The sequence below is a fragment of the Chloroflexus sp. MS-CIW-1 genome (assembly GCF_030444705.1).
Lineage (GTDB): Bacteria > Chloroflexota > Chloroflexia > Chloroflexales > Chloroflexaceae > Chloroflexus.
In genome coordinates, this window is record NZ_JAUBWR010000001.1 from 69,386 (window position 1) to 96,234 (window position 26,849).

The following is a 26,849-nucleotide window of genomic DNA, read 5'->3' on the forward strand; positions in this document are numbered from 1 at the left end:
TCTGTGCGTCTCCTTACGACCTTGTTGCGTTTGATCACATGCTATAACGCTCTCGCTCATCTGAGTGGTCTGCGCGGCCTGAGCTGGAGTGACCGCCTGGCCTTACCACTGATGACCCTGACCTGGAGCCAGCCAGCCCTGAGCTGGTCGGCCCATCTGGTTCTCATGATACCAGCGCTTATCGTTCAATGCGTGCTGGCAACGCTGCGACGACGTCGGCTTGATCCACGCCAACAGTTGCGACCGGGGCATTACCGTGATCGGCTGATTATTCGTCTCGACGTTCCGGCGCGCCATGGGCCGGTGCCCGCTCTTCATATTGTGCCGCTCGGCGGCGCCAGGACGGCAATTATTGTTACGCATGGTTCTGGCTGTGACAAAACCTTTTACGCCTGGCGTCTGGTCGATACGTTGATAAAGCGCGGCATGGCTGTGCTCTTAATCGATCTCGACGGTCATGGCGAGAGTCCACGCCCTCAATCCTTCCCCCAGATGGTTGATAGCGTTGCCGACCCGATTGGTTGGCTTCAGCAGCGATACGAGCGGGTTGGCGCCATCGGTATGAGCCTCGGTGGCGCAGTACTGGCCCGCGCCGTTGCCGATGGCGCCAGTGTTGATGCGTTGGCACTCTGGGAAGTACCGCCACGCCTACGCCTCGATGCCTACGCATACCGGCAGGTGCAGATCCGAGAAGCACTGGCAATCATTCAATGGCGAATGCTGCACCTCTTCCACGATGGTGCCATCGATCATGTGATTAAGGCCTGGCAAACCAGTGGCATTCGAGCCACCATCAGCACCTGGGATTTGTTTGACGCCCTCGATGTTCCTGGCAGCCTCCGCACGCTTGCGGTGCTCAAACCGCCAACCATTCTGGTGTACGCCGGGCGTGATGCCATCGTGCCGCCCGAGGCCGCAGCCGAAATTGCCGACCTGGCCCAAGGCTGGGCTGAATACCATTTGCTACCATTTGCCAGCCACATTTCACTGCCGATTGATCTGGTCTGTATCAGGCTTACGGCTGATTGGCTACACCAACACCTGGCGAACTCAAGTGCGATTCGGCGGCAAAATAGCGTCAATTAGCCCGTATTCCAAGGCCTGCGTCGCCGTCATGAAGAAATCACGGTTAAAATCGGCTTCCAGCCGCTCAACCGGCTGTCCAGAATGCCTGGCCATAATTTCCCGCAGCAACCGCTGGAGCCGCAACATCTCTTCGACAGCAATCTGGACATCGGGAGCATAGCCCTCGGCGCCACCACCTGCCGGATGGGAATGAATGGTGGCGTGTGGCAAAGCAAACCGCTTGCCCTTCGTGCCGGCGCAGAGAAGCACCGTCGCCATACTGGCGGCTCGCCCCACACAAACCGTACACACATCAGGAGTTACCAGTTGCATCGTATCGTAGATTGCTAGCCCTGCGCGAATCACACCACCGGGACTATTGATATACATCCAGATGTCACGTTCAGGGTCTTGCTGCTGCAAGACCAATAACTGAGCCACGACTGAAGATGCCAGCTCATCGTCGATCGGTTCACCGATCAGAATAACTCGTTCTTTCAGCAGACGCGAAAAAATGTCCCAACTCCGCTCGCCACGACTCGTTCGTTCCACAATCGTTGGTATTGGAACTGAAGGCATACCTATCCTCTTTCTCCATCATCGACAATAACACAACTCCCATTTCCCAACTTCAACTGGCGCTTGATGGCAACTGCCCGCATTGCAATTTCATAAGGTTGTTGATAGCGAGCGGGTGGGACTGGTACGATTGCTATCGAGAGACTCAACAACGGGAACTGGCATGGTTGCCCCTGCCGGTCATGACCCTGGATGTAGCCCCGTGCGCGATCTTCTGCCGAATAGAAATACGGGATTGTCGCATCAAACTGTTCGATCACAGCCTGCCCAATCTGCTGCGCCCGTTCAAGGGTTGTAACTAGAACAAAATCATCACCACCGATGTGACCAAGAAAATCGTCTGGCGCGCCATACCAGTGAACTGCTTTGGTCAACACACGAGCGGTATGCAAGATGACAGCATCACCTTTGAAAAAACCATAATAATCATTATACCCTTTAAAATTATTGAGATCGATGTAACTAACGGCAAACGGCTCTTGTTTCATCAATCGTTCGCGAATGACCTGCTCAATGACAGCATTGCCGGGTAAGTGTGAAATCGGATTGACACTACGGTCACGCTCACTCCGCTGCAAGATAGCACGGATGCGGGCCGCTAATTCCGTCACACTACACGGCTTCACCACGTAGTCATCGGCGCCTTGCTGTAAACTTCGTACCCGTTCATCAAGGGCACTCACCGCCGAGAGGAGGATCACCGGTATCATTCGCCCAGTCGAGTCTGCCCGTACCGTTTGCAAGACTTGTAACCCATCACCATCAGGCAAGAGCCGATCAAGGATAATCAGGTCAAAATACTGTTCACGGATCAGTTGGAGCGCAGTTCTGACATCAGGTGCAGTGACTACGACAAAACCATTGCTGATCAACTGTTGCCCAAGAATAAATCGAATGTCCGGTTCATCATCAACTAGTAAGATACGAGGCAATCCATGCTCAGTGCGAACGTGCGTATGCAGCAGACGATACATCTGTTCAAGCACCGGCTGCTGGAGATCAAGCCATGGAATGCCTGCAATGTCGCGTGACGGGTGACCATGACCGGCCAGCGCTACCACAACATCGCACGTTTCCGGATCGGTGCGTACAATTTGAGCACACTCTACCGGATCAACATCCGCTTCCGCATCAGCGAATACCAACAGACGTGGCCGCCGATACCGGGCCATATCAAGCGCCGTGACGAACGACCGCACTCGTTCCACCTGCCAGCCAACTGTCTGCAATACACCGGCCAATTCATCGAGCACAGCTTCGCCAACCAGCACTGCCTGGCCAGTACCCAACGCTGCGGTCGGTAGGTTTGCTGCCATGGTGACCGTCACATCGGCCTGACGGTACAACGTCAATGGGAGACGTATCACAATCTCCTCGCCTTCCTGCTGCACTCGCCCGTTCAGATTCTGTGCAAACTGTCGTAAGCGGGTTGTCGCACGCTGTAACGCAGCGATTAAATTATTCAACCGCTGATCCTGACTATTACCATAATGGTGAGCGAGCAAATCTACTGCGTTTTGTACCGTCGTGAGCGGCGAGACAAGCTGGTGAATAAATCGTTCAACCTCCGGCGACAACTTATTCATAGTGTTCCTCATTTCTGGTGATGACGGAGGTCAGCGCAGCAATTAACCGATCAGCTGAGACAGGCTTCTCGAGAAAACCGTTTGCACCCAGTGCAGATGCGTGAGTAGGAGCGTCAGGTCCCAGATCATTTGCCGTCAAAACGACAACTGGAATTGTCGTTGTGTCTGGATTTGCCCGTAATCGGCGGAGTACCTCGAAGCCATCAACCTCCGGCATGCGCAAGTCCAACAAGATCGCATGTGGCCGGATATGCACTGCCAGTGACAGCGCCTCTTCACCACCACTGACGGACAATACTCGAAAATTATTCCGCTGGAGGATTTTCGTCAATGTCAAACGTACATTTTGATCATCGTCTACTACCATAATAAGAGGTTTTGGACTGATAATCTGCTCGTGCACCGCAGCAATAAGCTGCTCAGTCGAGATCGGCTCAGCCAAAAACAGCATATCCTTTGGCAAGCGACCTGTCGCTTCATCACCAACTACGATCATTGGCGTCATCTGATAAAGCGGAATAGCACGCAACCGGAGCAGCAACTCGTCTACGTTTTCAGGATGCACCAGAACAACCACTGCGGGCTGGCGTTCCGGTAACATCGTTAGCAGCTCTGCCGGAGATCGTACTATCATCTCCCAACCTGATGTCGCCGTTCCTTCGGCTTGCAACGCCGTTACCAGGGGATGTCGATCAGCTCCTACAAGCACCAACGGCGGCTGATCCGATATTGGCAGACGCTGCACTTTAGCCAGCGGTACGGTAAAATGGAATGTACTGCCCTGCCCAACCTCACTCTCGACCCATATCCGCCCGCCGTGCAATTCCACCAATTCCCTAGAGATCGCCAGACCCAGGCCTGAACCGCCCTTCTGGCGGCTAATCGATTGATCAAGCTGCTGAAACTTCTTAAACAATTTCTCCTGATCAGAACGTGCAATACCCGGCCCCCAGTCACGGACACTAAAACGTACCATCGCCTGATCAGGACTGACGCTCAAGAGCACGCGCTGACCTGACGCAGAGAACTTTATCGCATTAGAAAGTAGATTAACTACAACCTGCACAATACGGTCGCGATCAACGTCTATCAAAGGCAGATTCGGCGCTATTGCGACATCTATAATTATGTCATGTTGACGGGCGACACTCGAGAGATTATCAACCGCGCTCTGGCAAATCTCTTCTGGCGCAACCGGTTTACGTTGAAGCTGCAACTGCCCACGTTCAATTTTGGCAATGTCCAGCATATCATTGACGAGGCGTAACAACCGGTTGGTATTATTCAAAGCAATCTGTAACAACTCACGGGCTTTAGCCGACATATTCGGCACCAGACCAGGTTTACCACGTTCCGCATCACCGAGTAGCAACTGAAGCGATCCCTGCGCGTTCATGAGCGGAGTCCGCAGCTCGTGCGACACGGTGGAAACAAACTCATTCTTCATCTGTTCGATTTCACGTTCACGAGTGACATCGCGGAAGATCAAGATTCGCCCCAGATACTGTTCGCGGCGATCAACCACAGGCGCCGAAAAGCAAAGTAAGCGACGGGGCTTCGGCCAGACAACCTGAAACTCCTCGTGCGCCCGATCGGTCTCTGAACCGAGCAATTGACTGAGCCAGAATGTTAACCGGGCAGGATTAGCAAACACCCGACCGAACAGCAGTAAGAGATCGTCATACGAGTGACCTTTTAAATCGTGCTCAGCGAGGCCGAGGAAATAACAAGCCCGGCGATTGACCATCACAATTTGGCGCTGGGGGCTAATCATGATAATTCCATCGTTTGTTGTTTCGACAACCGCCTGCGCACGATCAAGTTCGGTACGCAAATGCTCAAACAAACGCGAATGCTCAATCGCGACACCAACCTGTCGCACCAATAATCGTAACCACTGCCATTGTCGTTCGCTGAAGCCACGACCCGGCCATGGTACCAATTGAACGACACCCGCCTGCCATCCACCAACCAGGATTGCAATTGAAAGCACACCATGGATTGCGTATGTCCTGAAAAACGTATGGAGTGCCGCAAGCTCCTGCGGAGGTGACGGATCAGAGACCTGATAGGCAACCTCGTGATCTGAACGAAGGAGTGAATCGGCCAGATACCGGCACTGGCACCCAAGATCAGCCTGCCACAGTTGGCGCAGGATGGTGGCGAGGGCTGCTGCGTTGGGATGTGTTTTGACATCCTGCAGATGAAGTTCATGCGTTACATCATCGTAGAGATAGATTGCACCTGCGGCCGCACCACCGCTGATAATTAATTGTTCCAGCGCTGCCTCGAGCAACTGATCAAGCGTATGGGTGTAGAGCAATGTCAAATCGATCATTGCCTCGGGCGATAGACCATTTCCATAGTTGGTATGCCCGGCATGCGCCAACTTGGCGTGGGCATACATTGCATCATCAGCAAGAAATTGCAAAATGCCGACATGTTCCTCAGTTATCGGGATCGACCAACCACACACGCACAGCGACTGTACGAGACCTTGTTCGCAAAATGGCAAAACCACGACACTCGTTGGAGGATAGTCCACCCAGATAGCCTCGATGAGTGCAGACGCCAGAGGAGCCAATTGCTGACCAGGGGCGAACTGGAGAGGACGACGGAGCAGACGCAGGTCGTGTAGCAGATAGTGCGGAATGGTGATCTGAGCGGGAGGAGGGGAAACACCACGGCTTAATAACCTGTACAACTGATTCCCGTCAGGATCCAACTGATACAGGACTGCCACATCGGCTGCGGCCACACTACATACCCCTTCGAGCAAAACCTGCCATACTTCTTCGCGAGCAGTTGCCCGATACATCTGTCGGCACAATGTCGCCAGCAAAATTGCTCGATCAGAGATATGCACGATGCTTACCCTAGTCAGAATCAGGTAGATGACGCCTGATGATCGGGAATAATGGATTTAATACGATCAACCAGATCAAAAACATTAAACGGCTTCTCGATCCAGCCACAGACAGAAGGAGGTAAATCATTCACTAACGATCCTAACAACGGACTGGCCGTCAACAAAATGATCGGAATACGCTGCCAGACAGGATGGTGTCGCAGATGTTGGCACAACTCTAGCCCACTCATCAGCGGCATCATCACATCAATCAGTAAGAGATCGAACGAATTGTGTTCAAGCAGCTTTAGCGCCTCCACTCCATTACTCGCCATAACCACGGTGTGATCTGCGCCTTCGAGCGCCATACCGATAATAAATTGTAGATCAGGCTCATCCTCGGCCAGAAGAATTCTCATATTCGTGCTCTTCCATCAAGACAATCTGACGAGCAACTTCTTCGATGGCAATCCGTTGCTTACGATAGAAATCCGATTCGCTCATCGCCAAGCGATGAGCAACATCGCGCACGGTTTGACGGCGTAAAAAGCGACCTTCCAGTAAATTGTACAACAACCATTCCTGCGCCGAGGGGTCGATCTGATCATCAGGACGCAGATTGGCGATAGCCTGGCGTAACACCGCCTGTAGGGCCCGTGTTGGGCTTCCCCCCTGTTCGGCCAACAGACGTCGTACACTCCGCAGGCCAAGCAATGGACTCTCGGCCAGCTTCGGCCCGCCCCACAACTGGCTCAGCGCATCCTTCACCAACTGTGGAAAATCGGGATGCAGCACGATGTCATCTTCGAGACTGCTTAACGTCGCCGGGGTTGCCTGTTCTAGACGCGAACTCAGTTTTTGCAACGACTCCATCTCAGGTGCAAGACCGCGCAGGGCATCAAAAATCTGTCGTTGCATCTGAACAGTGGTCAACGCTAACTCAATCTGGTGCGCCAGACCGACAACCATCCGTCGCATCTCTGGCGACATCCCACCGTTCCGCTGTAAATGTTCGGTTGTCGCTTCAAGACCAATCGCACCGAGAAAAATACCATCAGGACTACGCAATGGTAAGAGGCAAAACGTACTCACCACCACAAAAGAACCACTGTCCAGACTGGTGCTGGCGTCGTAGGGCATACGCTCCAGTTGCGGCAATAACTCAACAATCGGATGCTCATTGACAAAACGCCGAATCGCACGCCGTGATCCCCAAATCGCCTTCACGCTAAAACCATCTTCACCTGGGGCAATAACAAAGCCGGTCTGCACCTGCAACGCACTACAGATAGCCACCAGTGAGTTTTCTAGCAAGGCACGGAGATCGGCACGAGTAAACATATTGCGCGGCAAATTGCGTAGGTAATCGATCTCAGAATGATCCTGGCGATAGATCAGTGCATCGAGGTATGGCTTTACCTGAGTCACAAAAATAGGCATCAGCACGGTCATGACCATAACCCCAAACGTAATCAATGTTTCGGGCGGCAGACCCAAATACTGCGCAATCACGGGCACGGCTTGAATAAACAAAATCGTGGAAATACCGACAAAGGGACCGTACAACCACCAACGAACAAAATCTTGTTTGATAAGCCGTTCAGGAATAAGCATCCCCTGGAACGCCACCGAATAGGTCATAACCGTCACCATTACGATAACGATCATACTGGCTATTGCTTGTAAGGCCAAAATCAACGTGAGTGGCACCATATTCGGTGATGCTATTAACAAGAAGGGAAACACCCCAATGCCCGGTGCAGCGAAGGTGGCACCTAGATAATTCAACCGCCGTTGTTGGGCAGGGGTTAAGGCTGAACGGCGCACGATCAGAATCGCTATAAGCGCCGAGATCGTAGCCAGGCCAAAAAAGAGCACATAAAACCAAAAGATTGGCCCGGCCTTGAAACGTGCAATCGGCCCGCTGGGAGTACCCGTGTGAATGACGAGATTAGTACCAAGGACGACAAGCAGAAAGATTACCAGACTGGCAATGTATGCAGCATATACACTCTTTCGCCACCGCTGCGCCAGCGCATTGGCGCTCCCGAATGACAGCAAAGCATTAGCAAAATGAATATAGCCCGCTGGCACCAATACAATGCCTAACCATTGCGCACGCCCCAGAAATTCGATAGTTTCCGGACGCTGTGCACGCGAGAGCAACAGATCACCACTGTAAGCAATAATGACACCCGTCAGTAAAACCCCTAACGCACGCACAATATCGCTACGCCAATTTTGCAAAGTAATATACGTTAATAGTGAGAAGCTAACAATTAATACTGCGGCGAAGAGAATTTCATTAATGCGTTCAAGTAGAGCTACCATAGCAGTATACAAATATCATTACGTAGGAACGTATAACACAAGAGGCAACCTTACGATAATGTATGTTTATAGAGAGTCGCATCTAACCAATAACGTCAGTGACACCATTGCTTACAAGAGTGTCACAGGAGCCATGATTGAACCCATCCTCCTTTCCCGGACTACTTGCACACTGAAGAGTTAGTCTGGATTATACCATAGCAAGTAGCAGCGAGGACGGTATAAGATTGTTATGTAAAGTGCAATGAAACAATCTATGCTATAATCTGAGCAGCAGTACCGGCATAGAATTGAGAAACCGCCATGCGTCAGCTTCCCAATCTGCTAGGTCTCTTCCGCATTGTCGCCACCCCCATTCTAGCCTGGATGGTTCTAGTTGCCACGCCCATGGCCTATCTTGGTGCAGCATTGTTGCTCTTTCTCATGGCTTTGAGTGATATGGCCGATGGTCGTCTGGCCCGCCATCTCAAGGTCGTATCACCACTCGGCGTGTTCATTGATACGATCAGCGACAAGATTTTTGTCGCCGGTGTCCTGTTGCCGATGATCGAGGTTGGTCTTCTCCCAACCTGGGTGGCTCTCACTATTATTATCCGTGAATTTGTAGTTTCCGGTCTCCGCTCATTCGCCGCTGCTGAAGGAATCGTGATTTCGGCCCGCCGTTTTGGCAAGCAGAAGCTGGTCATTACGGTAGTTGCTTTGATCTGGCGCTTACTGGCAGCCCATGCAGCAACTGGAGGATTCCTGGGCACTATCTTTGGTGGGTATCTGGTTCCTCTCCTCGATCTCTGGCCCATAGTAATAGGGCTGGCACTGCTCTGGACCGTTGGCTCAGGGGTCGAATATCTCTGGCAAGCCTGGCCGCTACTGCGGCGAGGATGGATACCGCACGCATCGTAACAGGAGAGACAGAAGGCTTTACAGCGTTTGTAGAGCTTGACCGAATGATTATCGTCACTGCAACCATCATAAAAATGAAATACGACGGGACACCATGAGATCGATCCAATGCCAGATGGGGTACGGTATGAGCAGTATTTCGTATCATCACCAACGATACCGGCTCCCCACCGCATTGTCTAGGGTATCCCGTCAAGCCGTATTCGGCGAATCAGGTCTTCTCTATCGCAGAAATGCGCTACAGAACGACGGATAAACTTTCAGAGCACAGCACATCTATCGGCCACTACGGATGCAAAAACAGGCGATCAATAGCCGTGGCCAATTGCCGAAGCGTCGTCACCTCGTGCATCGCATCACACATTGGCGCATACTTGTAGATGTCGCTGCTCAACGAGCCGGGATCGTAGACACCCCACTTCCAGCGCTCTTCAGTGGCGAACCAGACTATGCGGCGCGCCCGCCGTCGAATCTGCTCGAACGCAGGAAGATTCGGATCGTTCTCGTTGTTACGTCCATCACCAAGGACGATCACGGTAGTACGGCGATCAATCAGGTGCAATTGATCACGACAAAACTCGGCCAGTGCATTCCCCAGGTCGGTGCTGTAACTGCGCGTAGGCCGAATCTCACGCAAGACTTGGGTAATCGCCTGTTCAGGTCGTGATTCGGCAAAGTAATGCGACATGTCGTACAGCCGATCGATGAAGGCAAACGAACGGGTACGGCTAACCTGATCGTGCAGCGCGTAGATCATGAGGAGCATGCACGACATAACGTGCTGCGTACTAACACTCCGATCACACAAAATGACCAGTTTCGGTTTGAGGTGACGCTTGCGATGGCGCACCAGCATCGGCACCCCACCGAAACGCTGATTAACTCTAATTGTTGCCTTGGCATCGAGTGTCCCGGTCTTCCCACGACGCTGGCGCAGCGCCAATCGTGTACGCAACCGTGCGGCCAGTTTACGTACCAGAGTTCGCATCTCAGGCAGGAGACTCTCATCGAGTTGTTCAAGGGGCAGATCAAGCAATTCGCGCTCAGTGGGTCGGCCCCTGCCCTGGCGTGGTCCCTGTCCCTGAGCTTGCTCTTGCATTTGTTGAGCGACCTGCTGACCAATTTGCTGCTCAAGCGCTTGCAGATTGGCACGGGCGGCCTGTTCGATTGCCCGCAGCGCCTCTTCACGCATCCCTTGTTCGCGCAATTGTTCGAGCAGTTGGCGTAGCGCCTGCTGGAGACGGTTCATCTGCAATTCACGCATGGCCTGGCGTGTCATCCAGTCTCGATAACGCGGGTCGCTCAGGTGTGGAGGCGAGACATTGGCCAGCATTGCCCGAATCTGCTGATTGCTGAGCGGTTGTCCACTTACCATGCTTTGGAAGAGTTGGCGGAGGGGTCCGGGGGGAAGCTGGGCGAGTAACTGCTGCAACTGCTGTAACAACTGTTTCTGCTCTTCCGGTGAGAGTTGATCGCCACCGGCCGGTTGCAGAGCAGGGGGGGAATCCTTGCCAAAATAGAGCGGGAAAAGATCATTGAAAATAGCCTGATCCTGACGCTCTTTGATCAGTGCGGTTTGCAATGCCAGCCGAAAGATATTTCGGTCGGCAATCCCTGCCTGTTCAATCGCTCGCATTGCGTCAGCCGACTCAGCGACACTGATCCGCACACCGGCAGCGCGCAAACCTGCAATAAATTCGGTAATGCGTCGATCCATACTTCACTCCACTTAGTTATTGGTCCAATCGCTACCCCGATAACCACCCTTTGGCCGATCGGGGCGGTCGGGCCGATCAGGTCGATCTCCCTGCTGCAACAAACGGCGAGCACGCTGCAAGTCGCTCTCATATTTGAGGAGGACGTTAAGGGTGGTGTCGAGCGTCGCCTTATCAAGCTGGCGTGCATTCAGTTCTACCAGTGCCCGCGCCCAATCAAGCGTTTCAGAGACACTCGGATGCTTCTTGAGATCAAGCGTTCGCAAACGTTGCACCAACGCAACCGCTTCGCGTGCCAGTTTTGGCGCCAGACCCGGTACCTTCAACTGCACGACGCGCAGTTCAGCTTCGAGATCGGGATAATCGATGTGAATGTACAGACAACGGCGTTTCAAAGCCTCACTCAACTCGCGCGTGTTATTTGAGGTCAGGATGACCGTCGGCACATGTTTGGCCTTCAGCGTCCCCAGTTCGGGAACGGAGACTTGAAAATCACTGAGCACCTCGAGCAAAAATGCCTCGAATTCGGCATCGGCGCGGTCAATTTCGTCGATAAGCAAGACGACCGGTCGGTCGCTCATGATCGCCCGCAATAACGGACGCGGCAGGAGAAAGCGCTCGGAAAAGAAGACATCTTCTTGCGAGGCAAGCCGATCAGCCGCTTCACGAAGGCTTTGCGCATCACCAAGCAGATCAGATAGCTTCTCGCGCAGCAGTTGGGTGTAGAGCAGTTGCTTTGCGTACTCCCACTCGTAGAGCGCCTTCGTCTCATCGAGACCTTCGTAACATTGAAGACGGATCAGTTCACGACCCTGCGCTGCGGCCCAGGCCTTCGCTAGTTCGGTCTTGCCGACGCCGGCCGGGCCTTCGGCTAGCAGCGGCTTACCCAATCGTTCGGCGAGAAAAATTGCCGTGCTAATCTCGTCGGAGGCGATGTAGTTCTGTCGCCCTAATAATTCACGCACATCGGCCATTGAATGAAACATGCCAGGGGCCTTTCTGTGATGGTTTGCAGAAGCTAGCGACTGTCAAGTCATTCCATCGCTGTTATGCACCAATGGAGTTCTTATGACAACCGGATATTTTCATTATAACACTGTTTCCGCGCATTTGCCGGTTGTCATCCTTGCGGTATACTATCAGCATGAAGAGAAAACACCGTTTCCGCGCTATCTTATTCGATCTTGATGGAACGCTCACCGATCCGTTCATCGGTATTGCACGTAGTGTTAACTATGCCCTTCACCAACTTGGCCACCCACCACTGAGCGATCCGGCATTGCGCCGCTGGATCGGGCCGCCCCTTCACGCTTCTTTCGAGCACTTGCTCGGCGATCCGGTACTAGCCGATCAGGCGGTTGCTCATTATCGACAACGGTACTGGGAAATTGGTCTATATGAAAATATGGTCTTTCCTGGTATTCCTGAACTGCTGACCGATCTCACAACGCACGGTATCAGGCTGTTCGTTGCTACGTCAAAGATTCGCCCTTCAGCCGAACGCATTCTGGCCCATTTCGACTTACAACCGTTCTTTGAAGCCATTGCAGCCGTTGATCCGGACGACCGCAACGGCAATAAGGCCATGGTGATCGCAACGCTTCTGCCTTGTCTGCGTGCCGACCGCGCCTGGACGGTGATGGTCGGTGATACTGTGTACGACATTATCGGTGCCCGTTCGCACCGTATGCCATGTGTTGCAGTGACGTATGGCTACGGGGAATACCAGGAGCTGTACTATGCTGCACCCCTTGCTCTGGCCGACTCGGTAGCAACGCTGCGATCGTTATTAATCGCAGAGTGATAAGGTTCGGGGTGATGGTCTGCGACCAATCCTCTCATTGGTACATCGATTGTGCATGTCTCCGCGTTGGCAGGGTCGGGTTTGGAACCCGCCCCTACAATACAGTGACGGGTTCGCTCCTCTTGCACGACGTGGGCTGGCGGCCTTGTCATACGGGTATGAACGACATCTGTTGGCGAACGCAGCCAAAACCTGAAAACGTTGAAAAACCCTGGTGGGAGCAGCGGAGACCACCCATTTCATGCATCCTCTTCCTCGCGTTGTATGAGAGGAAATGGACTGGAGGGACGTGAGGGATTGTCAACGTTTTCGGGCTTCCGTCGTATTTCAAACTCTACGATGAACCGAGTAATTCATCGATGCGTTCCAGGATATACGTTGGGCGATATGGAGATCGCTCGACATCGGCGCGCTGACTATCACCGGTCAGCACAAGGGCCGTATCCATACCGGCAGTCACACCCATCGCAATATCGGTCATCAGGCGATCACCGACAATAATGCACCGTGCTGGCGGCAACCCGATCAGATTGGTAACAGTACGTGCCATAATCGGTGAGGGTTTGCCGACGATGACCTCACAGCGGGTATCGGTACAGGCTTCGATGGCGGCAATGATCGCGGCTGCATCAGGTTCACCACCACCAGGCACAGGACAGAAGCGATCGGGATTCGTCGCTACCAATCGCGCTCCTGCCCGGATTGCGTCGAAGGCAATTTGTAGTTTGCGGTACGTGAAAGTACGGTCAAACGAAGCAACAACAAATGCGATCTCACCAGGCCGTTCACTCAACGGGAATCCGGCCGCCTCAAGCTCTCCGATCAGCGGCGCTTCACCGACCACAAAGAGTGGTGCACCAGGCGCATGTGCCAGCAGCCACTCAACCATCACTGCCGCACTCGTAATAATCTCGTGTTCCTCAGCCACAATACCAAGTCGCTGCAAACGGGCGGCATACTGCTGCCGTGTTTTGGTGGGGTTGTTTGAAAGAAATGTGATCCGGCGACCTTCCTGACGCAAAGTATGCAACAGTTCGGCTGCACCCGGTAAGAGCATATCACCCAGGTAGATCGTCCCATCAAGATCGAAGATATAACCGTCGTAACGTGGAATCGGTTGCATGCTAGCTCCAGGTAGTAACAATCAGCATGTATGTACCGTGCAATAGTATCACAACTGACCATTACCACAGGCAGATCGACTTCTTGGTAGGGGTGTTCAGCGTTCGCAGTTTTACAGTGATCACCAGACAATCCCGTCTCACCAGGAGCGTGAGCCTGCATTCCTGCACTGGCAGCAGCGTACAGGGGTATCGAGAGGAAAAGAATGCTCCGCCCTCGTATTCTGATGCGAAACAATGTGGAGAGCTGATAGAGGTGATAGACGTTGTTACGCCTGATCGTCTCAGGCGTTGAGCATACGTTCTTTCATCGACCAGTTGGTGGAGAGCAATTGCTTGATACGTTCAATCAGTTCATCGATGAAGAACGGCTTGGTCATGTAACTATGAACATCCGCCTCGGCTACAGCATGACGCACTTCGGACGAATCATAGGCCGTGACAATCAAGGTAATTGGGTTGTACCCTTGTTCGCGCAATGTCTTCACCAGCCGCACGCCATTCATACCGCGCAGATTGTAGTCACTAATCAGGAAATCGAATGGTTGCTCTTTCCAGCGCTCTAGGGCCTCTTCTGCACTGAGAACTGACACAAACTCGTAAGGTATCCCTATGCCCTGCATTGCAAGCTCTATGATGCGCCCAATGTGATGATCATCTTCTACCAGCAAGATGCGCACAGGTTGCGCAGTCTGAGGATTGCTGCTCATAGAAGCCCCCCGTCTCTATCCCTGCGCCGTTGCAAAGATGGACAGTTACGGTGGCGCTGGTGACAATAGTACTTTTTTCCTATCTTTAGTGTAGCACAGCTTCACCTAGGATACAATAACAGTTTTGTCAAATTGTAATCGATGATTCGGATAGGTTCTAAATACCCAGAATCAGGTGTCCAGTCGTTGCTTAAGCGCTCGTTGTACAACCTCGACGATTCGATCAAACGGTGATGTAGCGCCTTCGATACCGAGCAGCTCGATGATCTTTTTCAGATCGTCAACGATCTGCTTGGCGCCGCCTTGGTAGAGGTTATTGATGGCTTCCTCTGAAACGCCGGCAAAACCGTGCGCAATCACGCTCTGATTACGCAGCTCGGCCAGTGCATCGAGTTTGTTCAAACGTGCATGAACGCCCTGTAACCGCTCGCGATCTTTCTTTGTCGCACATGGTGTACCATCTGCTCGTGTTCCCCCTTCAAGCACAAATTCAAACATCGCCTGCATGACCGGTCGATTTGGGCCATCGGCGTAGCGCAGCGGCTGATTGTCAATGGTGCGTTGTTCCAAAAACCTGCGTAAATCCGGCGTAGCTTCGATCTGCTCACGGTAGCGTTTCACATTGACCTCACGCAGCTCCTTACTCATATCGGTAGGCAGGCCGAGGTAGCGTTCGACGATCCAGCGTAAGACGCCCTCTTGAAACCGAAAGATACGCCCCAGCATATCGGCATAGCGACTGTTGCGCCAGGCAATTTCGGCGCTGTAGGCCACTTCACGGAGCAGCGCAGCCATATCGTTTTTTTCGAGCTGTTTGAGGTCGGCACTCAACTCACGACAGAGATCGCGGTTTGTCCCTGACGCGACACGTTCTGCCTTCGTCGCAACATCCTGTGCACGTCGAAAATCAAATGCTTCGCGGTAGACAGCATATTCAAGGAGTCGGAGAATCCACTCCTCAACCCCGGCATGACGTGCGCTGAGCAGGGCAGCCGGGAAGTTGTACTGACCAAGGGCCGTCATTGCATTGATCCGCTGAAAGGCTCTACTCATCTTTTCGCCGATCCCCAGCTCGGTAACGTGACCACCTTCTGGCGGATAGACGAAATGACAGCGGTCGGCGTAGGCGATAATCGCCTGAAGCTGTAACGCAAAATTGCAAGCCGGAATCCCGCCAGCCGTCAAGATGTAGCACGCATCGACATCGTGTTCGACGCGCGTCAACAAGTAGGCGTAAGCCTCGAACGCTTCGTCATAGATACTGGGGTTGAGATCGGGGCCATACCGGTTTTCAATCCGAACCGGTTGCACCTGCTCGATCCAGTTCGCAAACCGCTCGGAAACCAGCCGCTGCACGATCCACGCCACCCAGACGGTGTCTTTGTCACGCAATCTCACCCCAAAACGATCAGCTTGCATCGTTTTCGGATTTTCCGGCTGGTCGGTGTAGAAGCAGATCAGTCGCGCTTCCGCATCAGGATGTTTCTGTTGGATGAATTTTAAACACGGCTCGATCAGCGGTAATTCAAACTGGTGTTCGGCAAAGGTCTGCCAGAGTTGCTCACCCTCAACGCGCAGGTTATTGGGCCGCTTGCCGTCGGCCAAGAGATCACTGTTGCCAAGATTGCACATGATCAGGATTTTCATACCTTACGCTCCTCGATAGTCAGGCAAACCCAGCCCAGCGGGAGCCAGGGTTGCCCATTCTGCATTACCAGCTTGCGTGTAGCCGGGAAGCGATCACCAGCCCGAAACCGCTGTGATCGCTGTTGATCTAATTTCAGATTGTATCGATGCACTGCCTGCACAAAGATCGTTTCGCGATTACCCTCTCGCAGAAGGTTGTCGAGAGTCTTGCTGCGCCAACCGGCCCCCCAGCCGATAGGCAGCAGAAACGCATTTGTTCCTTCTAGCTCGGCCAGTCGTTCGGCTAAGCCGGCATAGAAGCGGGCAATTGCTGCTGCTTCTGGCTCTGGGCGCTGCTGGAAGTATGCTCGTTCGCCTTCGATCAGCACACGAGTGCGCTGCCGACCTAGCTCTGCCAGGCGCGCCGGTTGGAGTTGTTGCGCCCAATCGCCAAAGTCGATCACCGAGCGGGCTATCTGGCCGGTAAACGGATACTGTTCGATTTGTAAAACGGCAGTAAACGTGACGCCAACCGGCGCCGCTTCAACTGTCATCGGCGAACCCTTGGGAAACACCCGTACCTGAGCCAACAACGGGTTCTGGCGAACCGGTTGAGTATCGCTCAGATGAACGGTGCGCATCACGTCGCGTAACAGATCGTGACTAACCCGCCTAGAATCGCCTTGCTTGCGTCCGTAAAAGATGTTGCGCTCGATGGCTGCTGCGGCCTTGCGCTTATCTTCTGCGTCGGCAAATTGCGCCAGCACCTGTGCCGCTCGCTTCGGTGCCAGCGCCCAGGCCAGAACGGTGCGGAGCGCACCCTTCAACGTTGATCCGGGGAGATACAGACGGTCGGCGGGGTCTTTCACGCAAGCCAGAATCTCGCTCATCTCACTTTTGACTTCGGGGCGCCCAGTGCAAGAGTAGCGGAGCAGACCCGGTACGGTACGCAGATCGTCAACTGTCAATAGCCTGGTTGTAAGCAAGTCGTTAAAACCACTGTTTTGGAGCAGCTCTGGCGGGACAACGATAGTGGTCGCTGCCGTTTCAAGACTGGCCCGTTCGGCCTTCAGGCGAGCCAGTTCCTCTTTAATTTTGTTCGCCTCGGCGATCAGGCGCTGCTCCATCTCTTGCGCCTTGCGTGGGTCTTTGGGCGGCGACGCCTCGAAACGTTTAATGTCTTCGATATTCTTTTGCTTCCGACGCTGGAGTCGCTCTTCACGCTCGGCCAAACGTGCCAGTTGTTGTTCGCGAGAAGGTTGACGTTCCAGCCAGCGTTGCAACACAAGATCGAGGACAGCATCACTATTGAAGACGTAGGTTGTCTCGCGGTCGGCGTAGAAATCGACTTGCTCATACAACCGGCTCCCACTCAGCACACAGAGCGGGCTGAGGGTTTCGATCCGCAGTTGATACACCCGATTGATCGATGGCATAACGCTCCTCATTCGGTTGCTACGGTAAACCAATAGCCAGTGCCAGGCCACTGCGGTAGATCGGGTGTGGCAGGTTCACATCCGGTCTCACATCAATGATCTGACCACGCGGCAAGACATTGGCGCAGGTTAGGACAGCGCCTTCGGCGATCATCATGATCGATTTCCGACGGTAGGTAGTGCCATCGGCAGCCAGGAACCACCCGCCAACGTTGACCAGTTGGTACGTCGAGGATTCATCGCGTACAAACGCCAGCTCATCCGGGGTCGGGATATAACGCGAGAGCAAGACAGCACGCCGGTGAGGTTGCGGCAGATCGAGACTAAGCGGCGCACCGCGTTGCCACGTGAAGGTGCCATAGCCGTTAGTGCGCTTCCCCCCCAGGCCACTCTCACCGAGCAAGGTGAGCAGGCACTCGAACACTCGTTGGGCTTGCGGATCGTGAAACATCACGCCCACACTCAGACCGGCGCCGGGCGAAAAGATAATACGACCGACTTCATAGTAGGCCGACGCCTGACTCAACCGATCAAGGGTTACTCGTGGTGTGGCGTCAATCTGCCAGAGCGGGGTTGCACTCAACCGCGCCCGCCAGGACTCTGTACTTTCGCTAGCGGCTGGTCGCCACGGCGATGGCAGGCGTCGCGCTTCTTCTTCACTCAGCCAGATTTTGCCTTGTTGCAGGATCAACGGAGAGTCGGGCAATGTCTCACCCTTGCAGACGGCAACGAAGAGGGCCGGCGAGAGATAACGCAGCTTCTTGAGCTTCTTGCTGGCTACTGCGGCAGTATCGGGTAAATGCAGTAACGGACGTGGCAGCAACGGCAGATCACCGATCCGGGGAACAAGTGAGCTGTGGCGAAACGGTGGTTGCCCATTGAGAAACGGCGTAACCCAAACCGGTGCGCCATCAGGTGTACGTTGATCATCACTAAGTGCTGCCTGCGCCACCAGCGCTGCAAAGAACGAATCGGAGGCTAACGTCTCGCTCGTCTCTTCCAGACCGATCCCCTGCCGACCAAAGTGAAAGCTAAGCGTTGTCGCGCCAGGTGGTGGATTCAGGTGGTAGACGGTAAGTATCGTCGGCATAGAGCTTTCTCCGGAGAATGGCCACACCTACGCTGCGGCGAAATACTCTTGCAACTTGATCAGCAGCTCGTCTCGCTTCAGCTCAGGCAGGGTTGGCGCTTCCATTACGAGCGTCAGCTCATCGTACTGTCCGGCTTGAAGCCGACGAGCAAATATCTGAACATGACGCAGACGCACCTGACCATTGCCACGCGATCCCATCCCACCCAGGTAGTCATCTTCAAGATAAGTGAAGGCCTCGTAGAGTGAACCGAACAGATTGATAACATCGGCGAGCGTTTCACCATTCCCGACGTAGAGACTGTAGACCGCTTCTGCCGGCCCAAAGACAGTACCCGCTGGCACGCGCTCGATCTGGCGCGGTGTAGCCGCCGAAGTGACACGATCAATCGCGGCTTCCCACTTGATCTCGGTATACGGCAGATCGGTACGGAGCTGACGCAGTTCGCTTTCTGATTTGGCGGTCAGTGGCACATCCCGCATTATTAGGCGCGTCGGCACACTGATCGTTAGACTATTGTGATTGGGTAACGTGCCAAACACGCCAGCAATCTGGTAGAAGCGACGGTACTCATCTTCGTTCGTTGGCACGTGGATATACACCCCTTCGTTGACTTTGAACGTCTGCGGTGCACCGTAGACCTTTTCCATCAGTGAACGCAGCTTGCCTTTCAACGAGGAGCCGGGAATATAGGGTTGATTGGTACGCGGATTACGAATAACCGGTTTATCAAGACCGCCAATCTCAAGCCCACCAGCGGCGCCGCCGATGTGCAGACCGGTCAGCAACTCAATCTCAGCCCGCAACATGATCCGTCCGTGCAGGGTAACAGTGCGTGTGCTCATGGGATAGCCTCCTCAAGCATTAACTCGTCTTGCCACCGTAGCGACGGTGGTAGGCCAGAATCGCTTCAAACAGATCGACGAAGGTATGAAAACGGCGAACATCATTCCCGATCAGGTCAATCGCCCGCGAGAGTGTGTCAACTAATGCCCGCAATGCGTTGTTGTTGCTGAAGCGACCAATCTGATACGCCATCTTGGGCTTTAACATTAGCAGTCGGCGCTGGACGTTCAGTGGCAGCGTCTCTTCCTCAAGGCCTACCTCTTGCTCGATTGAGCGTACTTCACCAAAGATATTGCGGATCTGTGAAGTGGTAAGCTTTCCACTCAGCTCTTTTCCCAACTCATCGGCCTTTTTTATCAACAACTGAATAGCTTCCGCCGACTCCTCGGTCATGATCTTTTTTAGATCATCTGCTGAAATAGGCTGAACCGATGGTGATTGATCACCCCGCTGACGATTCATACAACCTCCCTTTGCCAAACATAAACCAATGCTACCGATTACGATCACGACTGCGCAGCAACAACTGTGCCCAGCGAGCGGCTAATCCGGCAGGGATGATAGTTCGCGCCATAATTCCCTCGCTGCTCAGCAATCGTTCGCGCAGATCAACAATCTTCTGCTTGACCTCGTCTGATGAACGTTCGGCCAGGCGCGTGAACTGGTAAACACCCTGCCACACCCACGGGCCAACGGTCAATTGCTCAACCCCAGCCCGGTTGTAGCGTGGACGGGCGTACAACGATAAACGTTGCACGGTCATGAGGAGGCTTCGCGGCGCACCCTGCTCGATTAACGCTACCAGTTCATCTTTTAAGCACGCAGCCAGAGCAAATTCCTGCCAGCTTAGCGTCTGACCTAAAAACGTGACCGCATCTTTGTTGCGACCATCGGGATGGGTGTAGCTCTTCGCTGCATCAAGCGCATTTCCGGCATCTTCAGCCGCCTGGTACAGCGGATACCCAGCCTGATGCAGAGTAATGCCCGCCGACACACTCACCGGTGGGATGCCGTCCGGGATGATGCCGGTTGTATAGCGAACAAAATCATTGCGGATTGTGCGGGCTAGTTCAGGCATCACATGCCACGAACCAACGAGAAACAGGTCATCGCCACCGCTATACACGGCGTAGATGCCGCCTTCAGTTTGATTCATCCGCCGGCACAACTCGCCGACCCAACCCTCGAAAAAGCGGCTCAGCGCGCTACTCAGGGCTGCGGTCACAGCCAGGCTGGCCAGGCCGGCCGGTCGATCCAATCCCTTCCCAAAGAGATCGCCCAAATTGTCAACATCCATCCGCAATACAGCAATGCGGGCAACACCTTTGCTACGACGGGCAAGCACAGTGAAAGGAGCGACATCACCGGGCCGAAGCTCTTCATCCGACGGCTCGCGCAGGTCATCCTCTTGCAGGCGGTAGGCTTCGGTCACAGTATAGCGCGGCCCTACCGAAATAGCCTGCGCTGGTGAATGTGGCGCTGCTTCATCATCAAGTGCCAGAATGCGGAAACGCCCCGCTCGGACTGGTGGCTGAGGAAGGAACTCATACTGCCAGCCCAGTTGCGTCGTCACCGCTCGCCATGTCTCGCCAGCGAGAGGTTCGGTAGCCGTACCGACCTGCAACAGTACCGCCCGCGTAAGCTGACGACCTAACTCGGCCAGGGATTCGCCTAGCCGGTCATCAGGCTGTTCGTCGGCACTCCGCGGTGGTCGAGGCATACGCGGCTGAAACATCTGCGCAAACTCATTAGGATCGAGCGCAGCGAACCGTCGCCGCTTATCGCGATCAATCGCCTGCGTCAATTCAATCCACGTCGTATCGCTGTAAGTATCAGGCGCAAAGGGTTGGGTTGCACCCAGAGCCAGGTAGAGCAAACCATGATGGGCTTTGAGTAATATCCTGCCGAGGTGCTTTCGCCAGCCTAGAACCTGATCGACGACGTGTCCCGGCACCACAACATAGAAGCGCCCGCCACCGGCGTAGAGCAGATTACAGAGCGGCATCCCACTCTCGCGCAACACATAGTTGGCACAAGCATCGGTCAGCAATTGCAAATAGAAAGAACGACCGCGTAACTGGCGGGCCGCCCCTTCTGCCGGGATACTGTAGAGAAACTCCTGCAAACCAGAAAGATCACCACCCACCAGTGCAATGCGGTGTTCGGGATCGGCCGTCTGCGCAGCGGCAACCGCTGCGTGCAGGCGGGCCAGGTCGTAGAGCGAGACAGCCGGTAATGGCGACGGCAAAGACCAGGCGTACCATTGCAAACCAAACAGCAAGCGTTCGACACGCTGTTCGGGATCATTGATCTGCCCAACCGCCTGCAAAACCTGCCGCAGATTATCGGCAAGCGCGTTATCCGGCTTCACCGGCTTGTCCTGCGGAAAGAGGGTATCTTCGTCACAACGTAGCATCGCCGGTTTCTGCCACTGCTGGCGCTGCTGGCTCGAACCAGTGCGTAGCCGAGTAAAAATGGTATCCAACGCATCGGGTAGCGAGGGCCACGTCGACTGAGGTGACTGCCCACAAAGCTGCCAGGCCGCTGCGGTCAGCGCTGGTGGTGCTGTTACCTGCTCACCGGTCGCTGCTGTCGTCCAGGCTTGCAATACCTGATAGGCGACATCAAACGGTTCGGTTGCTGTCATAGCGTTTGCTCCACTATCGTGAGATTGACTTCTACAGTATAAACCATAGTTAAGAATATCAGTAATTCTTCTTCACCTTTCACATCGTTTGCGATGATCGCCGGTTATTGTAGTTATCGTCGTCGCACCTAGTATAGCAAAAATTGCGTTCACAAATGTGAAAATTGATCATGAAATTTTCGCGATTTTAAGAGGTATTGACCGTTTTGTGCATGCGGTTTCCTGATCTTCCACACAACAATACAAAGACACCAGGGCAGTACGCTCTGGTGTCTTTGCGCTGTATAGCCGCAGGGTAAAACACCTGCCAGTACCGGGAGACAGTACTGGCAGGGGATAGCAGTCTAGGGCGCAACTCTCATAATGACCGGCACGAAAATCCGCATCGGCTCTACGACAATTTCATAGGTGAAGCTGGCGCTCTGCCCGTTAGCATCAGTGACGGTAATCGTGAAGTTGTAAGTTCCAACTTGAGTTACCCGACCCTCCAGTCGGCCATCTTCGGTCATCACGAGACCCGTCGGCAGATTCCCACTGATCTGATAGGTGTAGCTGCCGTTACCACCTGAAGCGCTCAGTTGAGTCTGAACAACACTACCCACAGGAATAGATGGCGGCAGACGTAACTCCAGGCGAGGCGCTTCACCGGGTGTTGGCGCAGGTGTCGCTGAAGGTGTCGCCGTCGGAACCGGTGACGTAGTCGCCGTCGGTACCGGTGACGGGGTCGCCGTCGGTACCGGTGACGTAGTCGCCGTCGGAACCGGTGACGTGGTCGCCGTCGGTACCGGTGACGTGGTCGCCGTCGGTACCGGTGACGTGGTCGCCGTCGGTACCGGTGACGTGGTTGCCGTCGGTACCGGTGACGTGGTCGCCGTCGGTACCGGTGACGTGGTCGCCGTTGGAACCGGTGACGTAGTCGCCGTCGGTACCGGTGACGTAGTCGCCGTCGGTACCGGTGACGTGGTTGCCGTCGGAACCGGTGACGTAGTCGCCGTCGGAACCGGTGACGTGGTTGCCGTCGGAACCGGTGACGTAGTCGCCGTCGGTACCGGTGACGTGGTCGCCGTCGGTACCGGTGACGGGGTCGCCGTCGGTACCGGTGACGTGGTTGCCGTCGGAACCGGTGACGTGGTTGCCGTCGGTACCGGTGACGTGGTTGCCGTCGGAACCGGTGACGTAGTCGCCGTCGGTACCGGTGACGGGGTCGCCGTCGGTACCGGTGACGTGGTCGCCGTTGGAACCGGTGACGTAGTCGCCGTCGGTACCGGTGACGTAGTTGCCGTCGGTACCGGTGACGTGGTCGCCGTCGGTACCGGTGACGTGGTTGCCGTCGGTACCGGTGACGTGGTTGCCGTCGGAACCGGTGACGTGGTCGCCGTCGGCAGAGCCGTCGCCGTTAGCTCCGGCGTTGCCGTTGCAGTGGCGGTCGGTTCCAGCGTTGCCGTTGCAGTGGCGGTCGGTTCCGGTGTTGCCGTTGCAGTGGCGGTCGGTTCCGGCGTTACCGTTGCAGTGGCGGTCGGTTCCGGCGTTACCGTTGCAGTGGCGGTCGGTTCCGGCATTGCCGTTGCAGTGGCAGTTGCCGTTGCAGTGGCGGTCGGCTCCGGCGTTGCCGTTGCAGTGGCAGTTGCCGTCGGGTCAATGTTGGTCAGCGTGAAATAGACCTCAGCACTGCCAACCCTCGCCGTAACGGTATATGTTCCGACAATGTTGTTAGCACGCACCGGTACCTGAGCTATGCCATTCGTATTGCTTACTGCACCATTTCCACCTGGAAAGGTAACACTGGCGCCACCGGCGGGTGCGGTAAAGCCCACATAGACACCCGGCAACGGATTACCGTGCTCATCGCCAACCCAGACCTGCAACGGCTGGGCAAAGTCGGTATTGATCACGGTGCTCTGGTTGTTACCGCCACGCATCTCTAAGACTAGGGTTGGTAACGCTACCAGTGAAACCTGTTTCGTGGTATAGACAATCTGGAACGGATAACCATCGACATTAATCACCGCACCGTTGGGCAAATCGCGGAATGTGCCAATAATCCCGCCAGACCCGCCGCTCTGGTGGTCGATAATTGTCCACGTATTACCAACAGTAGGAGTATAACCTGGAACAAGAGCTAGCGTTAGGGCGGCCCCTGCCGGATTACCTGAGCCTATCAGTTCAATATTGGCGTTGTTGGTACGATTGTTCGTGGTATTATTCAGCACCAATCTATCGCCGCCGGGACCGACTTCAAAGTGCAGGCTGATATTTGAGCTATGGAGGCGCACACCGCTGCCATCACCCTCCACAAAGAGTTCGCCACGGCGACGAATGACTGTACCAGTAGTGAGATCGCGGTAATCGCCGATACCGATTTCACCACCGCCAGAGGTTGGGTTATACACAATCGCCCCGACCGTTCCCGATCCGTAGAGGTTGAGCCGGCCACTGCCCTGATTGCGCACAAAGGAACCGATATTAGAGCCGCTCGCGGTCAGATTGATCGAGAGATCACCTGTCCCGTTCTTGCGCAGATTCCGCGAGCCAGCCGGATCGGTAATTTTTGCGAATGTGACATCACCTTCAACAGTAATCTCACGGTTACCCGGTAGCGAAAGAGGGGTACTGAAACTGAGGCGATAGTCGGTACTATCAAATGTAAAGCCATTATTGAGCGAGGTGATCTGATTTGCGACCAGACGATCACCACCCATAGCAACCAGTTTTCCACTGAGCAGGTCAAGTTTAGATGTACCAAAGGCCTGATCGTGGGCAAACATGAGCCCACCACCATTGATGATCGTCTTACCCCTGTGTTCGTTGGCAGTTAACAGATAGAGATCACCTTCGCCAGTCTTGGTAATACCGCCACTGCCACGGAGGAGATTGTTGGGATTGTAGATAAATAAACTGCTGTTAGCAGCTATATCGAACGAGACAGTTTTCTGCAAATCAATTGTTGCAAAGATGCTATGATTACCCTGCAAGACACGAATAGTACCGGCGCTAGCGGGAGGAAAGTACAGGCTACCAGTACCACCACTACTCACAAGCGCATAAGGCATGGCACTATCAAAACGCACTTCACCAATCTCAATCGTACTGGTAAGATTAACCGCACGTGGCATTGACGCATTCGGAAAAATCGCCACATCATTTCGGCTCTGGGGCACCCCATTACTCCAATTAGCCGGATCGTTCCAGTTGCCATTTCCACCAATCCAGGTGCTACTGGCAGCCAGGGCCGGTAACGTCGTGAGCGACCAAATGACGAGCAAAGAGACAATAGGCACCAGTGAGAGCGTTGCTTGCAGTATCGGGCGTTTCATGGCTCTTCTCCCAAACTACGATGTAGAGCTTCGATTCAACCGAATTTTAACCGAACCCCCATACCGAAGCATTACCGAAGAGCCGGATGATCGCCTGTTTGTGCTTAAGGTGAGAAAAGTGTTATCAATAGAAAGTGTGTCACGATGGCACTGAGTGGATCATCCCTTGGGTATGCGATCAATCACCAGACGGAGGTACCGAGAGCGGTAGAACATTAATAATATTTCATTCTCAATCTGAATATTTTGTCAGAAATGAGAGAAGAACCGTTTTACGAGAAATTGTAGTACTACATTTTATCGCAAGGAATAACGATGACCCACAAAACAACGTTACAAGGCATTGGTGCTGCTATCGCCGCCTACGCACTTTGGGGATTATTGCCGGTGTACTGGAAAGCGCTGAATGGGGCGTCGGCCACCGAGATTCTGGCTCATCGGATGATTTGGTCGCTTCTGTTCCTACTGGGAGTACTGGCAGTGCGACGGCAATGGAACTGGTTGCAGATTATACGGCAACAGCGCCGTTTGCGGCTAACGTACCTGGCCAGTGCAACACTTCTGGCAGTGAATTGGGGTGTCTATGTGTGGGCTGTACAGATTAATCGCGTTGTTGAGGCCAGCCTGGGGTATTTTATCAATCCGCTGGTGAGTATTGCACTTGGCGTCATCGTGCTGCGCGAGCGATTGCGTCTAGCGCAGTGGTTGGCAATTGTAATTGCCGCAACCGGCGTCGCCTGGTTGACTTACAACGCCGGTGCTTTGCCGTGGATCGCCCTGGCACTGGCTTTATCGTTTGGCTTCTACGGCCTCCTACGCAAGCAGACGCCTCTCGGATCATTTGAAGCGCTTACCGTCGAGACGCTCTGGATGTTCCCGCCGGCCATTCTCTGGTTAAGCTGGCTGGCCGGTCATAACGGTGGTATCTATCACGATCCCGGTTTATGGCTGTTGCTGATCAGTACCGGTGTAGTAACTGCCGCACCATTGCTCTTTTTTGGTGCGGCCACCCGCCGGATTCCGCTGACGATGATCGGTATCTTGCAATACCTAGCGCCCACGCTGCAACTGTTGTTGGGGGTATTGGTCTATGGAGAACCCTTTTCTACCGCCCAACTGATCGGCTTTAGCGCAATCTGGACAGCATTGGTCATCTATACGGGAGACAGTATCCTGGCCGCTCGTCGCTATCAGCCGATCACACCGCCAGAGCAGAAGCGGGGATAAATC

Annotated in this window: 20 protein-coding genes; 4 read left to right on the forward strand and 16 right to left on the reverse strand. The window is 54.2% G+C overall.

What is annotated here, in order from left to right; all coding sequences use genetic code 11:
* Nucleotides 1-3 precede the first annotated feature (3 nt).
* Complete coding sequence (locus tag QTO31_RS00305) at nucleotides 4-1,086, forward strand: alpha/beta hydrolase (protein WP_301427727.1); 1,083 nt, start codon at nucleotides 4-6, stop codon at nucleotides 1,084-1,086.
* Here the strand turns inward: QTO31_RS00305 and QTO31_RS00310 are convergent.
* The 5 genes from QTO31_RS00310 to QTO31_RS00330 are packed head-to-tail and all read right to left on the reverse strand — an operon-like array spanning nucleotide 1,051 to nucleotide 8,409.
* A complete protein-coding gene (locus QTO31_RS00310; protein WP_301427728.1) occupies nucleotides 1,051-1,644 on the reverse strand; it encodes an ATP-dependent Clp protease proteolytic subunit in 594 nt (197 codons plus the stop codon). The two genes, QTO31_RS00305 and QTO31_RS00310, sit on opposite strands and share 36 nt — an antisense overlap.
* 2 nt (nucleotides 1,645-1,646) lie before the next feature.
* A complete protein-coding gene (locus QTO31_RS00315; RefSeq protein WP_301427729.1) occupies nucleotides 1,647-3,230 on the reverse strand; it encodes a response regulator in 1,584 nt (527 codons plus the stop codon).
* On the reverse strand, nucleotides 3,223-6,096 hold the full coding sequence (locus QTO31_RS00320; RefSeq protein ID WP_301427730.1) for an ATP-binding protein: 2,874 nt from the start codon (nucleotides 6,094-6,096) through the stop codon (nucleotides 3,223-3,225). The genes QTO31_RS00315 and QTO31_RS00320 overlap by 8 nt, the downstream gene beginning before the upstream one ends.
* A gap of 20 nt (nucleotides 6,097-6,116) precedes the next feature.
* Entirely contained in the window at nucleotides 6,117-6,497 is a 381-nt protein-coding gene (locus QTO31_RS00325) for a response regulator (protein WP_031458463.1), read from the reverse strand.
* Nucleotides 6,472-8,409, reverse strand: coding sequence for a histidine kinase N-terminal 7TM domain-containing protein (locus QTO31_RS00330; RefSeq protein ID WP_301427731.1), 1,938 nt, complete (start codon nucleotides 8,407-8,409; stop codon nucleotides 6,472-6,474). Before QTO31_RS00330 ends, QTO31_RS00325 begins: the two co-directional genes overlap by 26 nt.
* 303 nt (nucleotides 8,410-8,712) lie before the next feature.
* Here QTO31_RS00330 and QTO31_RS00335 point away from each other — a divergent pair, with 303 nt between their 5' ends.
* Nucleotides 8,713-9,309, forward strand: coding sequence for a CDP-alcohol phosphatidyltransferase family protein (locus QTO31_RS00335; protein WP_031458465.1), 597 nt, complete (start codon nucleotides 8,713-8,715; stop codon nucleotides 9,307-9,309).
* Between the two features lie 286 nt (nucleotides 9,310-9,595).
* Here the strand turns inward: QTO31_RS00335 and QTO31_RS00340 are convergent, their stop codons facing one another.
* Both QTO31_RS00340 and QTO31_RS00345 read right to left on the reverse strand, forming a co-directional pair.
* A complete protein-coding gene (locus QTO31_RS00340) occupies nucleotides 9,596-11,026 on the reverse strand; it encodes a VWA domain-containing protein (protein ID WP_031458466.1) in 1,431 nt (476 codons plus the stop codon).
* Nucleotides 11,027-11,038: 12 nt separating this feature from the next.
* Complete coding sequence (locus QTO31_RS00345; RefSeq protein ID WP_031458467.1) at nucleotides 11,039-12,010, reverse strand: AAA family ATPase; 972 nt, start codon at nucleotides 12,008-12,010, stop codon at nucleotides 11,039-11,041.
* A gap of 158 nt (nucleotides 12,011-12,168) precedes the next feature.
* On the opposite strand from QTO31_RS00345, the gene QTO31_RS00350 reads away from it, so the two are divergent.
* Nucleotides 12,169-12,828 (forward strand): HAD family hydrolase, encoded by a 660-nt coding sequence (locus tag QTO31_RS00350; RefSeq protein ID WP_031458468.1) that lies wholly within the window; start codon nucleotides 12,169-12,171, stop codon nucleotides 12,826-12,828.
* A 334-nt stretch (nucleotides 12,829-13,162) separates the two neighbouring features.
* Here QTO31_RS00350 and QTO31_RS00355 read toward each other — a convergent pair whose 3' ends face one another.
* From QTO31_RS00355 to QTO31_RS00395, 9 genes are all read right to left on the reverse strand, one after another.
* Complete coding sequence (locus QTO31_RS00355) at nucleotides 13,163-13,951, reverse strand: HAD-IIA family hydrolase (protein ID WP_031458469.1); 789 nt, start codon at nucleotides 13,949-13,951, stop codon at nucleotides 13,163-13,165.
* 282 nt (nucleotides 13,952-14,233) lie between these two features.
* Nucleotides 14,234-14,659, reverse strand: a complete 426-nt coding sequence (locus QTO31_RS00360; RefSeq protein ID WP_031458470.1) for a response regulator — start codon at nucleotides 14,657-14,659, stop codon at nucleotides 14,234-14,236.
* A gap of 171 nt (nucleotides 14,660-14,830) precedes the next feature.
* The gene (locus QTO31_RS00365) at nucleotides 14,831-16,306 is read right to left on the reverse strand and encodes a hypothetical protein (RefSeq protein WP_301427732.1); all 1,476 of its coding nucleotides are present in this window, start codon (nucleotides 16,304-16,306) and stop codon (nucleotides 14,831-14,833) included.
* Nucleotides 16,303-17,721, reverse strand: coding sequence for a type III-A CRISPR-associated RAMP protein Csm5 (csm5, locus tag QTO31_RS00370; protein ID WP_301427733.1), 1,419 nt, complete (start codon nucleotides 17,719-17,721; stop codon nucleotides 16,303-16,305). The genes QTO31_RS00365 and csm5 overlap by 4 nt, the downstream gene beginning before the upstream one ends.
* Before the next feature lie 19 nt (nucleotides 17,722-17,740).
* On the reverse strand, nucleotides 17,741-18,811 hold the full coding sequence (csm4, locus tag QTO31_RS00375) for a type III-A CRISPR-associated RAMP protein Csm4 (RefSeq protein WP_301427734.1): 1,071 nt from the start codon (nucleotides 18,809-18,811) through the stop codon (nucleotides 17,741-17,743).
* Between the two features lie 27 nt (nucleotides 18,812-18,838).
* Nucleotides 18,839-19,657 (reverse strand): type III-A CRISPR-associated RAMP protein Csm3, encoded by an 819-nt coding sequence (gene csm3, locus QTO31_RS00380; RefSeq protein WP_301427735.1) that lies wholly within the window; start codon nucleotides 19,655-19,657, stop codon nucleotides 18,839-18,841.
* A gap of 19 nt (nucleotides 19,658-19,676) precedes the next feature.
* On the reverse strand, nucleotides 19,677-20,120 hold the full coding sequence (csm2, locus tag QTO31_RS00385) for a type III-A CRISPR-associated protein Csm2 (RefSeq protein ID WP_031458474.1): 444 nt from the start codon (nucleotides 20,118-20,120) through the stop codon (nucleotides 19,677-19,679).
* Nucleotides 20,121-20,151: 31 nt separating this feature from the next.
* Nucleotides 20,152-22,305 carry a type III-A CRISPR-associated protein Cas10/Csm1 gene (cas10, locus tag QTO31_RS00390; protein WP_301427736.1) on the reverse strand — a complete coding sequence of 718 codons (2,154 nt, stop codon included), beginning with the start codon at nucleotides 22,303-22,305 and terminating at the stop codon, nucleotides 20,152-20,154.
* A gap of 344 nt (nucleotides 22,306-22,649) precedes the next feature.
* Complete coding sequence (locus QTO31_RS00395; protein ID WP_301427737.1) at nucleotides 22,650-25,619, reverse strand: benzoate transporter; 2,970 nt, start codon at nucleotides 25,617-25,619, stop codon at nucleotides 22,650-22,652.
* 315 nt (nucleotides 25,620-25,934) lie between these two features.
* On the opposite strand from QTO31_RS00395, the gene rarD reads away from it, so the two are divergent.
* Nucleotides 25,935-26,846: an EamA family transporter RarD gene (gene rarD, locus QTO31_RS00400; RefSeq protein WP_301427738.1), complete on the forward strand. Its 912-nt coding sequence runs from the start codon at nucleotides 25,935-25,937 to the stop codon at nucleotides 26,844-26,846.
* Nucleotides 26,847-26,849 lie beyond the last annotated feature (3 nt).

Coding starts and splice junctions, on each gene's coding strand:
- cas10 (WP_301427736.1), bottom strand. CDS start 22,305: ATGACAGCAACCGAACCGTTTGATGTCGCCTATCAGGTATTGCAAGCC.
- QTO31_RS00395 (WP_301427737.1), bottom strand. CDS start 25,619: ATGAAACGCCCGATACTGCAAGCAACGCTCTCACTGGTGCCTATTGTC.
- csm3 (WP_301427735.1), bottom strand. CDS start 19,657: ATGAGCACACGCACTGTTACCCTGCACGGACGGATCATGTTGCGGGCT.
- QTO31_RS00315 (WP_301427729.1), bottom strand. CDS start 3,230: ATGAATAAGTTGTCGCCGGAGGTTGAACGATTTATTCACCAGCTTGTC.
- QTO31_RS00350 (WP_031458468.1), top strand. CDS start 12,169: ATGAAGAGAAAACACCGTTTCCGCGCTATCTTATTCGATCTTGATGGA.
- csm4 (WP_301427734.1), bottom strand. CDS start 18,811: ATGCCGACGATACTTACCGTCTACCACCTGAATCCACCACCTGGCGCG.
- rarD (WP_301427738.1), top strand. CDS start 25,935: ATGACCCACAAAACAACGTTACAAGGCATTGGTGCTGCTATCGCCGCC.
- QTO31_RS00325 (WP_031458463.1), bottom strand. CDS start 6,497: ATGAGAATTCTTCTGGCCGAGGATGAGCCTGATCTACAATTTATTATC.
- QTO31_RS00355 (WP_031458469.1), bottom strand. CDS start 13,951: ATGCAACCGATTCCACGTTACGACGGTTATATCTTCGATCTTGATGGG.
- csm2 (WP_031458474.1), bottom strand. CDS start 20,120: ATGAATCGTCAGCGGGGTGATCAATCACCATCGGTTCAGCCTATTTCA.
- QTO31_RS00330 (WP_301427731.1), bottom strand. CDS start 8,409: ATGGTAGCTCTACTTGAACGCATTAATGAAATTCTCTTCGCCGCAGTA.
- QTO31_RS00360 (WP_031458470.1), bottom strand. CDS start 14,659: ATGAGCAGCAATCCTCAGACTGCGCAACCTGTGCGCATCTTGCTGGTA.
- QTO31_RS00365 (WP_301427732.1), bottom strand. CDS start 16,306: ATGAAAATCCTGATCATGTGCAATCTTGGCAACAGTGATCTCTTGGCC.
- QTO31_RS00345 (WP_031458467.1), bottom strand. CDS start 12,010: ATGTTTCATTCAATGGCCGATGTGCGTGAATTATTAGGGCGACAGAAC.
- QTO31_RS00335 (WP_031458465.1), top strand. CDS start 8,713: ATGCGTCAGCTTCCCAATCTGCTAGGTCTCTTCCGCATTGTCGCCACC.
- QTO31_RS00340 (WP_031458466.1), bottom strand. CDS start 11,026: ATGGATCGACGCATTACCGAATTTATTGCAGGTTTGCGCGCTGCCGGT.
- csm5 (WP_301427733.1), bottom strand. CDS start 17,721: ATGCCATCGATCAATCGGGTGTATCAACTGCGGATCGAAACCCTCAGC.
- QTO31_RS00310 (WP_301427728.1), bottom strand. CDS start 1,644: ATGCCTTCAGTTCCAATACCAACGATTGTGGAACGAACGAGTCGTGGC.